Source organism: Streptomyces sp. NPDC048644 (assembly GCF_043199105.1).
Lineage (GTDB): Bacteria > Actinomycetota > Actinomycetes > Streptomycetales > Streptomycetaceae > Streptomyces.
The window spans coordinates 36,749-48,893 of sequence record NZ_JBICVO010000020.1 but is presented as its reverse complement, the minus strand read 5'-3'; the positions used below and the strand labels follow the sequence as shown (position 1 = coordinate 48,893).

General features: G+C 68.4%; 11 protein-coding genes and 1 CRISPR repeat array (1 of these 12 only partly in view). Of the genes, 10 read left to right on the top strand and 1 reads right to left on the bottom strand.

Annotation, left to right across the window (positions count from 1 at the left end):
* A CRISPR array of direct repeats spans positions 1-771; the repeat unit is 29 nt; unit sequence CTGCTCCCCGCACGCGCGGGGATGGTCCC (it extends 411 nt beyond the left edge of the window).
* A 131-nt stretch (positions 772-902) separates the two neighbouring features.
* From ACGFNI_RS31980 to ACGFNI_RS31970, 3 genes are all read left to right on the top strand, one after another.
* The gene (locus ACGFNI_RS31980) at positions 903-1,946 is read left to right on the top strand and encodes a phosphotransferase (protein WP_393688658.1); all 1,044 of its coding nucleotides are present in this window, start codon (positions 903-905) and stop codon (positions 1,944-1,946) included.
* A gap of 78 nt (positions 1,947-2,024) precedes the next feature.
* On the top strand, positions 2,025-2,351 hold the full coding sequence (locus ACGFNI_RS31975) for a nucleoside triphosphate pyrophosphohydrolase (protein ID WP_393688656.1): 327 nt from the start codon (positions 2,025-2,027) through the stop codon (positions 2,349-2,351).
* 246 nt (positions 2,352-2,597) lie between these two features.
* Entirely contained in the window at positions 2,598-3,473 is an 876-nt protein-coding gene (locus tag ACGFNI_RS31970) for a glycosyltransferase family 2 protein (protein WP_393688654.1), read from the top strand.
* 6 nt (positions 3,474-3,479) lie between these two features.
* Here the strand turns inward: ACGFNI_RS31970 and ACGFNI_RS31965 are convergent, their stop codons facing one another.
* On the bottom strand, positions 3,480-4,541 hold the full coding sequence (locus ACGFNI_RS31965) for an NAD-dependent epimerase/dehydratase family protein (protein WP_393688652.1): 1,062 nt from the start codon (positions 4,539-4,541) through the stop codon (positions 3,480-3,482).
* Between the two features lie 353 nt (positions 4,542-4,894).
* Here ACGFNI_RS31965 and ACGFNI_RS31960 point away from each other — a divergent pair, with 353 nt between their 5' ends.
* The 7 genes from ACGFNI_RS31960 to ACGFNI_RS31930 all read left to right on the top strand — a co-directional run bounded on the left by ACGFNI_RS31960 (position 4,895) and on the right by ACGFNI_RS31930 (position 12,012).
* Entirely contained in the window at positions 4,895-6,280 is a 1,386-nt protein-coding gene (locus ACGFNI_RS31960; protein ID WP_393688651.1) for a helix-turn-helix domain-containing protein, read from the top strand.
* 40 nt (positions 6,281-6,320) lie between these two features.
* Entirely contained in the window at positions 6,321-6,692 is a 372-nt protein-coding gene (locus ACGFNI_RS31955) for a hypothetical protein (protein WP_393688649.1), read from the top strand.
* Positions 6,682-7,113 carry a DUF6093 family protein gene (locus ACGFNI_RS31950; RefSeq protein WP_393688647.1) on the top strand — a complete coding sequence of 144 codons (432 nt, stop codon included), beginning with the start codon at positions 6,682-6,684 and terminating at the stop codon, positions 7,111-7,113. Before ACGFNI_RS31955 ends, ACGFNI_RS31950 begins: the two co-directional genes overlap by 11 nt.
* A complete protein-coding gene (locus ACGFNI_RS31945) occupies positions 7,113-7,541 on the top strand; it encodes an HK97 gp10 family phage protein (protein WP_393688645.1) in 429 nt (142 codons plus the stop codon). Before ACGFNI_RS31950 ends, ACGFNI_RS31945 begins: the two co-directional genes overlap by 1 nt.
* On the top strand, positions 7,538-7,990 hold the full coding sequence (locus ACGFNI_RS31940) for a hypothetical protein (RefSeq protein WP_393688643.1): 453 nt from the start codon (positions 7,538-7,540) through the stop codon (positions 7,988-7,990). Before ACGFNI_RS31945 ends, ACGFNI_RS31940 begins: the two co-directional genes overlap by 4 nt.
* A 629-nt stretch (positions 7,991-8,619) precedes the next feature.
* Positions 8,620-8,844, top strand: coding sequence for a cold-shock protein (locus ACGFNI_RS31935; protein WP_393688641.1), 225 nt, complete (start codon positions 8,620-8,622; stop codon positions 8,842-8,844).
* 1,191 nt (positions 8,845-10,035) lie between these two features.
* Complete coding sequence (locus ACGFNI_RS31930) at positions 10,036-12,012, top strand: DNA/RNA helicase domain-containing protein (protein WP_393688639.1); 1,977 nt, start codon at positions 10,036-10,038, stop codon at positions 12,010-12,012.
* Positions 12,013-12,145 lie beyond the last annotated feature (133 nt).

The window sequence follows — 12,145 nt, the reverse complement described above, 5'->3', positions numbered from 1 at the left end:
CCCTCACCATCACCGGCTGCTCCCCGCACGCGCGGGGATGGTCCCTCGCCTGCGGCCTTGCATTCCTGAACGACGATCTGCTCCCCGCACGCGCGGGGATGGTCCCCCGGTCGTACATGCCACCGCGACCGGTGTCCCCTGCTCCCCGCACGCGCGGGGATGGTCCCGGAGGCGGGCAATTCCGCGATCTCGTCCGCGACTGCTCCCCGCACGCGCGGGGATGGTCCCACCGGCCTCTTGGCCTACGCGTTGAAGCGGGCCTGCTCCCCGCACGCGCGGGGATGGTCCCAGTTCGCCGCAGGCCACGGGTTCGGCCCCACCCTGCTCCCCGCACGCGCGGGGATGGTCCCTGTCAGGCCGGGTGTCAGAGACGGGTTTTTGACTGCTCCCCGCACGCGCGGGGATGGTCCCCAGCAGCCGCACTGCTGGCAGGACTTCGGAGTCTGCTCCCCGCACGCGCGGGGATGGTCCCGACCTCGACGACGAGCGCTCCCTCCTGGCCACCCGCACGCGCGGGGATGGTCCCGACCTCGACGACGAGCGCTCCCTCCTGGCCGTCTGCTCCCCGCACGCGCGGGGATGGTCCCCCGATCTCGAAATGGGTGTGGTCGCCGGAGATCTGCTCCCCGCACGCGCGGGGATGGTCCCAGAGTTACCTGACCGCTCCGACGTGCTCGCCTCTGCTCCCCGCATCCGCAGGGATAGTCCCATCGACAGAACCGAGGTCAGGCGCCGATGCTCCTGTCTCCCCGCACCCGCGAGGACGATCCCCTGGCCGAGGAGCGGATAACGGTGACCACCCGAGATGGCCAGCCGATCAGAGTGGCGGCCGTGTAGGCGCTCGCGAGGGCTGTGGTGATCCTTGTGCATCCGCATACCGGGCTCGCGTATCCTCGCCCGGGGTGACTGACGCCACCGTGACGGGCAGGACGCACATCCCCGCTGCTCATCTTGCCGAGTTGATCAGGGCCTTCGACCTCGTTGATGTGCTGGATCGGCGTCACTTGGCCGACGGCCTGATGAATGTGAACTGGCGGGTGGAGACCCCGGCCGGGTCCTTCGCTCTCAAGCGGGTCACGGACGTGCCGCTCGACCGGCTGCGCCGCAACCTCGCCGTCCTCTCCTCCCTCGCCGCTGATGGCGTTCCCGTGGGCGCACCGGTGACCACCGCTTCGGGTGACACCGTCGCCGAGATCGACGGTGACGTGTACTGCTTGTTCCCGTGGTCGGCCGGGGAGCACATCCGTGGCATCGACCTCTCCCTGTCACAGGTGACCGCACTCGGCGAGCACCTTGCCCGTCTGCACGTGGCGCTCGGGCGCGCTGCCGGGCAGGTGCTGCCCGCCGTCCCCACCGTGGTCACCGCCGAAGTGACCACCCCGGGGCGGGCCGTGCAGAAGGCGGACCGGCTCGCGGCGGCCGTCCGGGCCAGGGGCGCGGGCGACGCCTTCGACGCGGTCGCCGGGGATGCCCTTGCACAGCGTCGGATCCTGCTCGACAAGTACGCCGGCCTGCGCCCGGAGGGCGACGTCCCCGCGGGGCCGCACGGCTGGACGCACGGTGACTTCCAGTTCAGGAACGTGCTGTGGTCGGGCGGCGGGCTCGCCGCCGTCCTGGACTGGGACCGGCTGGGCATCCGCCCCTACGCCGAGGAAGTCGTACGCACGGCACAGGTGCAGTTCGGTGTGGGCGGCGTGTTCGACCTTGTCCGGGTGCCGGCGTTCGTGGGTGGCTACCGGTCGGTGATTCCGCTGGAGGCGGACGCGCTGAGCGACGGTGCGCGGCGTTTGTGGTGGAAGCACATGACGGACTTCTGGCAGCTCGAATTCCACTACGACCGGAACGATCACTCCTGCGACGACCTGTTCACCGCCGACGAAGCCCTCCTTCACTGGTGGACGGACCAGCTCAGCCCGGTCGAGGACGCGTTCGCCGGAACCGTTTAGATCCCGAAGGTCCTGCCCAGGGGCGTCACGCACGACGTCAGCACACCAGCCCGGTCGCTGCACCTGGCGTTCGCGGTCATGGACAGCTACAGGGCATCCGGCAAGTTGGTGCGGGACCGGATCCCGCAGATCATCCGCGAGGACGGGGCCGAGCCGGTCACCTACACCGCGGGGCCGGCGGAGTACCGCAGCAGGCTGCGGGACAAGCTGGGCGAAGAGGTGGCGGAGTTCCTCACCGCGGACGAGGACGCGGCGCCGGAGGAACTCGCGGATGTGCTGGAGGTCGTACGCGCGCTCGCCGCAGATCTGGGGATCGATGCGGAGCAGTTGGAGAAGATCCGCGAGACCAAGGCAAGCGAACGGGGCGGCTTCGCCGAACGGATCGTCTGGATGGGCAACCGCTGATCGATGACCGCTTCGGCGGTCGCTCCGTCGTCGGCACGTGAAGTCGGCCGGAAGTGGAGACGGACGGTGGGGAGAGGGCTGAAGCCCTCTCCCCACCCGATCCACGCGGTCGTCCAAGCCGTCATCGTCCTCGACGGCTCGACACCTGGTTCGTCAACCCTCTCGTCTGACGCGGCTGCTCCTGATGGGCCTGAGCCCAACCGGTTAGCATCGCGAACTCAGCTGCAAGATATGGAGAGTTCATCTGTGCGTGATCCTCGTGTGGGCGTTGCCATCCTGACCATGGGGAACCGGCCCGAGGCGTTGCGGGCGCTGCTCGCCTCCGTGGCCAAGCAGAACCTCGCTGCCTCGCGGGTGGTGGTGGTCGGCAACGGTTCTCCGTTGCCGGAACTCCCCGGCTGGGTGACGTCGGTGGAGCTGGAGGAGAATCTCGGGGTTTCCGGTGGCCGCAACGTGGCGATGGAGCGCCTGCGGGCGTTCGGTGACGTGGACGTCCTGGTAGATCTCGATGATGACGGTCTCCTGGTGGATGCGGATGTCTTCCGCACCATCGCCGACCTCTACGCCGCGGACCCGGAGTTGGGCATCGTGGGTTTCCGGATCGCGGACGAGACGGGGCAGACGCAGCGGCGGCATGTGCCGCGGCTGCGGGCGAAGGACCCGATGCAGGCCGGGCCTGTGACGACGTTCCTGGGCGGCGGGCACGCGCTGTCGATGCCGATGCTGGCGGAGACCGGCGGGTGGCCGGAGGAGTTCTTCTTCACGCACGAGGAGACGGACCTGGCCTGGCGGGCGCTGGACGCGGGCTGGACGGTGACGTACGAGCCGAGGCTGCTGTTGCAGCACCCGAAGACCAACCCGGCGCGGCACGCGGTCTACTACCGGATGACCGCCCGCAACCGGGTGTGGCTGGCCAAACGTCACCTGCCCGCCGTGCTGGTGCCGGTCTACCTCGGCGTGTGGACCGCCCTCACCCTGGCGCGCACGCGCCAGGCGGCGGGGCTTCGGGCGTGGGCGGGTGGTTTCGCGGAGGGGGTCAGGCAGCCGTGCGGGCGGCGCCGGCCGATGCGATGGGCCACGGTGTGGCGCATGGCCCGGCTGGGCCGCCCGCCGGTCATCTGACCGCGTTTACGCAGCGCCGACCGTGTGGGGAGAGGCCAGGTGTCGCATCCATGCCGGGGTGGCCTCGGGCCGCTCGCTGATCCACTTCACGTACCGGTCCACCCCTTCTTCCGCCGTGATCTGCGGTGCCCAGCCGAGTGCGTCGTGCATGCGGCGGGTGTCGGCGTAGCCGCCCATCGGATCCCCCGCCGGCAGCGGACGCTCAACGAGTCCGACCTGCGGGTAGTGTGTCGCGATCCGCTCGGCGATCGTCCGGATCGTTGTCGGCCGCCCCGTTCCGATGTTGACCACCTGTCCCTCCGCCCCGGGTGCGACCAGGGCCTGGATGGTGCCCGCGGCGATGTCGTCGACGTGCGTGAAGTCGCGGACCTGGAGGCCGCCGCCGTTCAGTTCCAGAGGCAGGCCAAGGCTCGCCCGCAGCGCCATCCAGGCCACCACCCACGAGTGGCTGCCCTCCTTGACGGTCTGGGGTTCACCGTAGACGGAGAAGTAGCGCACCACGCAGTACGGGATCCGGTCCGCCAGTCCGGCGATCTTCACCTGGTGCTCGCCCCACAGCTTGGTGTTGCCGTAGACGGACAACGGGTCGGGGGCATCGTCCTCGTGAAAGCGCACCAGTTCGTTGCGGGCGGGGCGGCCGTTGCCGTAGACGCTGGCCGACGAGGTGAACACCAGCCGCTGGACGCGGGCCGCGCGGGCCACTTCGTCCAGCAGGATCTGTGTCCCGATCACGTTGGTCTCCAGCGCGGCCAGTGGGTTGCGGGTGCAGGCGGCCACGTCGGCCATGGCGGCGGCGTGGATGACGTAGTCGCTCTGGCCGATGACGTGCCGCATCAACGCCCGGTCGGTGACGTCGCCGACGACGGTGTCCCCGTGGCCGGTATCGATCCCGAACAGGTGCGAGTAGACGGTGCTGGGGTACGCGTCGAGGCGGCCCACCACGATGACGCGGGCCCCCGCAGCGCGGAGCTGAATCGCAATCCGGCTGCCGATCAGCCCTCCTCCGCCGGTGACCGCGACGGTTGCCCCGAGGAACGGGGACCGGGGAACATTCTGACTGCCGCGCACTTTTGTCTCCCTCTCGACATCGGTCTTCTCCACTCGCCCCGGACGCTCAACAGCCGCGTCGGAACAGGCGCCGGGATCCGTCGCGCCCGGCCCCGACCGGTCCTTCGGGCCGGTTCCCTCACGGCTCGCTCGTGCGCCGGCACGTACTTCGAGAACGTTGATTTCGCTCACCCCTCGCAGGAAGCGCGGCAGCCCTGCCGGGCGCCTGCGCTCTGCCAGAACACCGCACCGCAGCCCCCGCCGACAGGGATGTCACCGCATCACGCAATCCCCTTGCGCACTACGCAAAAGTTTTGCAACTAGCCCTCAAATCACGCGAGTTGGAGATTCAATCGACTCGCTGGAGGTGACCTGTGGACCCACGTGACTCCATCTGGCGATCGGCGCACATGCACCAGGCCATCGGGCAAGGAGATCTGCGCGCCATCATCCGGCTGGCTCGCCGTGCCGCCGATATGACGCTTGCCGACCTGGGCCGGGCAGTCGGATACACCGCCTCGTCGCTCTCCCGCATGGAGAACGGAAAGCAGCCCCTGGGCGACGCCGGCTTCCTCCGGCGGGTCGCCGGCGTGCTGGATATCGCCCCCCACTTGCTGGGGCTGGAGCCGCAGCCGCAGCAGGTGATGGCGGGCGCGAAGCCTGCGCTCCCCGGGCCCGGCCGGGCTAGGGTGACAGCGCAGTCCCTTGGTGAGGAGACGGAAGAGATGCGACGGCGAAATCTCCTGGTCGGCCTGGCGGCGACAACCGTCACAGCATTAGCCTCCCCACCCGCCTCCGCCGCCGTCCAGCCGCGCCGAAACCTGACCGGTCTCGAAGATCTTCTCCTCTACCGCTGGCCCCCGGCCGCACCCGCAGGCATGGATCCGACGGTCGCGACGGTGACGGCCGCGGTGGAATCCTCCCGCGACGAGTTCGGCGCGGCGCGCTACGACCGGCTTGCCCGCGCACTGCCCGCGCGCATCACGCTCGCGCACGAACTCGGCGCCGCGGGCCACCCGGAGCGGGCTGCGACCGCGGTCGCCGAGATGTACAACACCGCGACACGGCTGTGCATCAAACTTGAAGAAGACGAACTTTCCGCTGTCACCGCCGACCGCGCGCTGACAGCGGCACTCAACGGCGCAGACCCGCTGACGATCGCCGAGTCCTACCGCATGGTCTCCAGCGCCTGGCGACGCGCAGGCCACCTCGACCGCGCCACCGAAGTCCTCCTCCACGCGGCCCAGCAACTCTCCACCGCGCCCGTCCCGGTCGAAGCGGAACGCCTGTCCGTACAGGGAAACCTGTACGCCACCGCCGCCTACACCGCCGCCAAGGCCGGTGACCGCGACACCGCGCTCCAATTGATCGCCGAAGCAGATGCCACAGCCGGCCGACTGGGATGCGATACCACTCTGCATGGCGCTGTCTTCGGGCCCAGCCAGGTCCTGCTCCACCAGATCTCCATCTGCCAGCTGCTCGGAGACGCGGGACAGGCCATCACCCATGCCCGGTCCGTGAACGCCGGCCGGCTTCCCAACGCCGAGCGCAGGGCCAGGTATTGGACTGATGTCGCCCGCGCGTTCGACCAGTGGAGGAAGCCCGAACAGTGCTACCGGGCACTGCTGGCCGCCGAAGAAGCCGCACCCCAGGAAGTACGCCGCCCCTCGGTGAAGGCCCTCACCGAAACCCTGCTGCACCATGACCGGACCCTGCCAGGAGTGCGGGCGTTCGCCCACCGCGTCGGCATTCCCAGGTAAGCAACACCTGCTGTCCGACACGGTCAATAGCGTGAATCCCATGGAACCCCATAGCGAAACACCCAGGCCCGTACGGATCACCGCCCGTGGCCCGCAGGCCAAGATCGAGGTTGACGGCAAGCACATCGACCCCGGCGCCCTGAACGGCTACTTCGTCAGTCACCTATCCGGCGAGTCCGCACACGTCATCCTCTACCCGGAAGACAGCGGGGACACCAGCTTCGAGGGCCTGGCCAGGGTCTCGGTGGCCGAGGCTCTGGCCACCGGGCCCACAGCGGCCACCTTCTTGACAGCCATAGACCCTGAAGAGCTGGAGCGTGCCGCACTGGGCCGCCCCGACCTGGGCACCGGACCGCACTCACTGACCCGGGCCATGCTCACCCAGCTCGAAGAGTGGGCCCGTGGCATTTGACCTGGACGGGGTGCGGCGGGTCGTCGGCCGCCTCCTCGAGGACAAGCTGGAGGCGTGGCGCGACAGCGCGGGACGCTCCGACGACGCGCTGGACGAGAGCACGGGCAAGCTCGTGCCGCCGCGGCCCGACGAAGTCCTGGTCTGGGACGGGCTCGGCGCGGTGATGCCGCTGGGACGCCCGGCGATCACCACACCGCTCGGCGGCGCCGTCGCGCCAGTACCGCCGACCACGGACTACCAGGCGGTGGTGCCCGTCGAGGCTCCCGAACTGCGGCCCGACGACGTGATCCGCGTCGCCGGGTCCGTACGTCCGAAAGGCCCGCGCGACCCCCAGCTAGTCGGGCGTCGCTTCCGCGTCTCGGACGCTGCCGTCGGCACGTACAGCGTCGTACGGATCGTCAGGGTGCAGGTGATCGACTGATGGCACCCGCGAACCCGCACCCGAACGCCCACCCCGACGCGCCCGCGTTCCGCGCCCCGGTCGCCCTGGCCGGCGCGCTGGCCCGGACGGGCCCCGCCGTCCGCGCCCGGACCCGGGCGATCACCCGGCACCACGCGATGCTGCTGCGCGTCCGCATCCAGCGCAACGCCAGCGGACGTCCCGGGCCGAACGTGATCACCGGCCGCTACAGGGCCTCTTGGGAGGTGCGGATGCGCACCGGCGGCGGCCAGGTCACCGCCGAGGTCGTCTCCGACGCCCCACAGGCACGGCGGCTGGAGTACGGCTTCGTCGGTGTCGATGCCCTCGGCCGGCACTACCGACAGCCGCCGTACCCGCACGTCGAGCCCGCCGTCCGGCAGACGCAGCCCGCCTACCTCCAGGCCCTGGCGGACGGGGTGCTGGGGTGACCGCCCCCGCCCGCCTCCCGGTGACCCGCGCGCTCGCCGCGCTCCTGGAGCAGGCCACCGGCCGGCCGTGCGGTCTCGGCGAACTGCCCCGGGTGCAAGAGCAGCCAGGGCAGTGGGTAGCCGCTGCCGCGCCGTACACGATCCTGGACGCCCTTCCGGCCGACTTCAGCGGACCGGGGCTGTGGAACTGGCACGCCGACGCGTCCTGGAGCTATCAGGTGACCTCGGTGGGGGAGCGAGCCGACCAGGTGCAGTGGCTGGCCGACCGCGTACGCGTCGGCGTCATCGGCCGTACCGACGACCGCTGGGCCCGCGACCTGCGTGTGCCCGAAGCCCGCGTCATCGACCGGGAGGTGACCTACGACGCCGCAGGAGAGCTAGCCGTGTCGGCGGCAGGGACTATCGTGTCCTACGTACAGCGGTTCACGATCACTGTGACCCCTGCCTGATTGACCTCACCGCGGAGGCCCGCGCGGGCGCTCGGCCCACGGCCAGCGAACCACCTTGACCTCAAGGGGCAGGGCCTCGGCACGGGACGCTGCCCCAGAAGTGGGAGCGGCTCTGTGCCCCCGAAGCAGCAGCACGCCCAGACGCGATTCCTGCGATGCGGCATCTCCAAGATCCTCTGGGGCAAGTCCGGCGGTCGGACGATGTGCCATGAGCGCAGGGCAGATGCATCCCGGCACGTACGGCATTCACGACAGCCTTGTACGGCAGCTGATCGCCGGGCGATTCCCGCAGTGGGCGGGGCTGGCGGTGCAGCGGTTTCCGTCCGGCGGGACGGTCAACGCCATGTACCGGCTTGGGCGACGACATGGTCGTACGGCTGCCGCTGACGCAGAGCGGGGCCAACGACGTGTCGACGGAGCGGACATGGCTGCCCCGACTCGCACCCCACCTGCCCACACCCATCCCCGAGGCCCTCGGGGGCGGGGAGCCTCAGCGGGGTAGCGGCATAGGCTACTCGAATCATCGTTCTGGCAGGCCAGGGCACCGATTGCCTGTCGAACAGCCCGTGGTTCGCAAGGTGATGTATCAGGTACGCGCCGACGCAGACAGGGCCCGTAGGGTTTCGCCCATGGTGACTGCGACTGTCCGCGAGTGGCGCGACGAGGAAGGGTGGGGGGTGCTCGACTCCCCCGAGACACCCGGCGGCTGCTTCGGCCACTTCTCCGACATCCAGATGATGGGCTTCCGTACGTTGTCGCCCGGACAGCAAGTCGACCTCACGTGGGAGGCCCCCGGCTTCAAGCAGGATGGGTACGACTACCACGCAGTGACCATCGTGCCTCGGTCTGCCTGACATTTACACCTGACATCAACGACAGTGCACACCCACGGTTCCCGCAGCCCGCAGTGCCCTCGGGCCCTCTATCGTCGCATGCGGCGGCACCCGGTTGATCGAACTCCTGAAGTCGGTGGTCAGCACCGGGGCCATACGGTAGCGGAGTACAACAACCACGGTGACTGCAGCCGACTCACATCGCACGCGAGCTGCCGGGTGGTCAACTTGCCAGACCTCAGAGCCCCCGGCCGGTAATTCGCAATGAGGAAGTCACCGAGCTGTGGCCCGTGAACCGCTGTCGAAACCTGTCTTCACTTACCGCCGCGCGCGGCCGGGCACCTGTCGGCCTGCGCTCCTGTCTGCGCCCCGCTCCGTCCCGGCCGGCGTCCGTGTCGCGCTCACAGCAATCAGCCACCTGGCGCCAGGGAAGAGGTGCGTCGTGGCTGGGTCGGTCGGCTCCACATCCTTAAGAAATGACCCGCATCAAACGCAGGGGTACGCAGACCGGTACTGTCTCACCCAAGCCCTTTCTCAAGCTTCATCCGCCCTACCCGATACGCGGGTTCGGCCTCCCGGCGGAGTCGCCGGGAGGCACTCCCCGCACCGGCTGGGGCGGGCCATTGCTGAGAGAGGAAACCTCTTGGACACGGAGAAGTGCACCAAGCGGCGGACCGTTTTGCGGCCCGTCGGACAGGCCCTGATTAAGGTGAGCGTCTATGTACTTGGACAGCTCATCTGCTCCTGGTTCGGCCTGTAAAACGAGGAAGGGCCCAGCGCTGGCCGACGAGTACGCGTCGGCCGGCGTGTCCTCACCGCCCCGGATCCGAAGCTTGAAAGCCGTGCGAAGACGGGGCGCGTCTTGGTTCGCTCTCTTCTGCTCGTGGCCATGGCAGGTGCTGGGACCGCACCCCTAGAGGCACACCGCCTCAATTGGTTTGCCAACAGGACTTCTTGACGGCCTGTACAGGTCACGAGCGATCGGGCGCGGCAGTTTGCTGTGCTGCGGCCCTGGGCAGCTCTGCCAGTCGCTCTGTGATGCCGACGGCGCGGAAGCGAGTCGGTGAGCTTGCGCTCGGCCGCATATCCGGCGCCGCCGTAATGCCGACCGTAGCAGGCCGCTGTTCGGCCGGTTGTCGCTGTCGCCACTTTGGGCGACTGGGATACTGATCCACTTCTTGGCCCCTAGCATCGCTGCTGTAAAGAGCGTGCGTGTTCGAGGCAGACGGTCGACATCGGAAGCAGGTAGGCGTAGTGGCTGGCGGGGGTACATGGTCGGAACTGGAGGCGTTCTGGCCGGCTGAGGAGCTGGTGCGAGACCCGGAGCGCTACATCCCCAAGATTGCGGCCTGCTACAAGGCCGCGCACCCCAAGGGGAAGGAGCCCTCTGATCGTGACATGGGTTCGTGGCGGGAGAGCGTCTACGCGGTGGCCACGACACTAACCGATCTCAAGCTCGGGCAGGTGTACGTCTTCGTGGAGTACCGCGTCCATCCGAGCATGAACCCTATCGACGTGGTGCTCGCAGGCGGTCATCCGGACGGTGAGCTCAGCTTCGCTGCGATTGAATTGAAGCAGTGGAGCGAGGCCGAACGTCCCGACCCGTCCAAGGCAAGGGACGGGTTGTGCGCCCAATGCAGGAAAGCCATCACGGGATCGCTGTGTAATGACTGTGCCGTGGAGCGTGTCTTTGCGCCGTGCTACGGACGCCACAAGAAGCACCCTGCCATGCAAGTCAAGGACAACCTAGACGCACTCAGGCGCCATCACAGCATGTTCGACGACCGGTATGTGCATCTTGTCGGGGCCGCATACCTGCACAACCTCACTGACGAAGAGTCCCAGTGGATCAGTAGAGTCCGGCCGGCTGCAGATATTCCGACGTTCACCGCCCGTCAGCCCGCCGACCTTCGTAAGTTCCTGAAGAGCCACTTCAGTCCTACAGCGGACGCGGAAGCGGCGCAGAAGCTCCTGGCCAGGCACCGCTCGACTTCGCTGCTGACATCCGAAGTCGGGGCGATCGTCAACGGCTACACGACGTTCAGTTTGCTGGAGAAGCAGCACGAAGCTGTGGACGGCATCATGGCCGAGGTGCGGACCCCTTCGCCCGGCGCGAAGAAGGTGTACGTCGTCAGCGGCCGGGCGGGCACCGGGAAGTCGCTTGTGGCGCTGACTGTGCTGGGCCAGGCTCTCAACGAGGGCGCCGACGCCCGCTTTGTGTCGGGGGGCGTGGCCTCCCGGGAGAACTTCAAACGCGGCGTCCGAGGCAAGGGCAAGGCCTTTACGACCTTGAACCAGATCGCGGACAAGCTGGGCCCCAACGAGCTCGACCTGTTGCTGTGCGATGAAGCGCACCGGCTCACCGAACGCCCGATGACGGGCTCGTTCTCCATGCGGCGTGATGCCGAGTCCTCGGTGTCCGTGATCGTGAGTCGGGCCAAGGTTCCCGTCTTCTTCATCGACGGCGACCAGCGACTGTTCGCGGAGGAAATCTGGTCCGAGAGCGCACTCATCGACGCGATCCATGAGTTGAGGGCGGAGGTCGTGCCGATCCGTCTCGATCGCGCGCTGCGCGCGGTCGGAAGTTCCACCTACGACACATGGGTTCAGCGTCTTCTCCTCGGCGACCCTCTGCCGTGGAACCCCGATGTGGGAGAGGACCGGGAACCGTTCGAGCTGTACTACGCAGACAGCGCCGCACAGATGGAGAAGTTTCTGCAGTCGAAGCTGGACGCGGGATTGAGTACCCGGATGTCTGCCGGGATGTGCTGGAAGTGGACCGATGACATGGGCACCGCACCGGATGTCGCGCCGGAGGAAGGCTGGGCAAGGCCATGGAATGCCAGCGACAACCACCCGACGCCCGGTATTCCCAAGCGCCGGTTCTGGGCCACGGATCCGGGGGGCTTCGGACAGATCGGCTGTGTCCACACGGCACAGGGCCTCGAGTACGAGTGGGGCGGCGTCATCATGGGCCCCGACCTCACATGGGCCGCAGACTCCTGGGCTTTGGACCGCCAGCATGTGCACAGTAAGGCTATCCGGGTCCGCTCCGACGACGAGTTGGCGGAGCGGATCCGCAACGCGTACGGGGTTCTCATGACCCGCTCCATTCGCGGCACCGTGCTGTACTCAGTAGATGCGGCCACCCGCCAGCTCTTCGCTGATCTGGGTGTTCCCAGGATCTGAGGCCTCCGCATCCCGGCCGGTGGCTGCACCGCTCGTTCTCGGCAGGACGCCGTCGCGAGGAGCAGAACCTTGGATGCGGTTGCCGTGCCGGTGGCTCTCGCATGCTGCCAGTATGGTGGCAAAACGCTGTGAC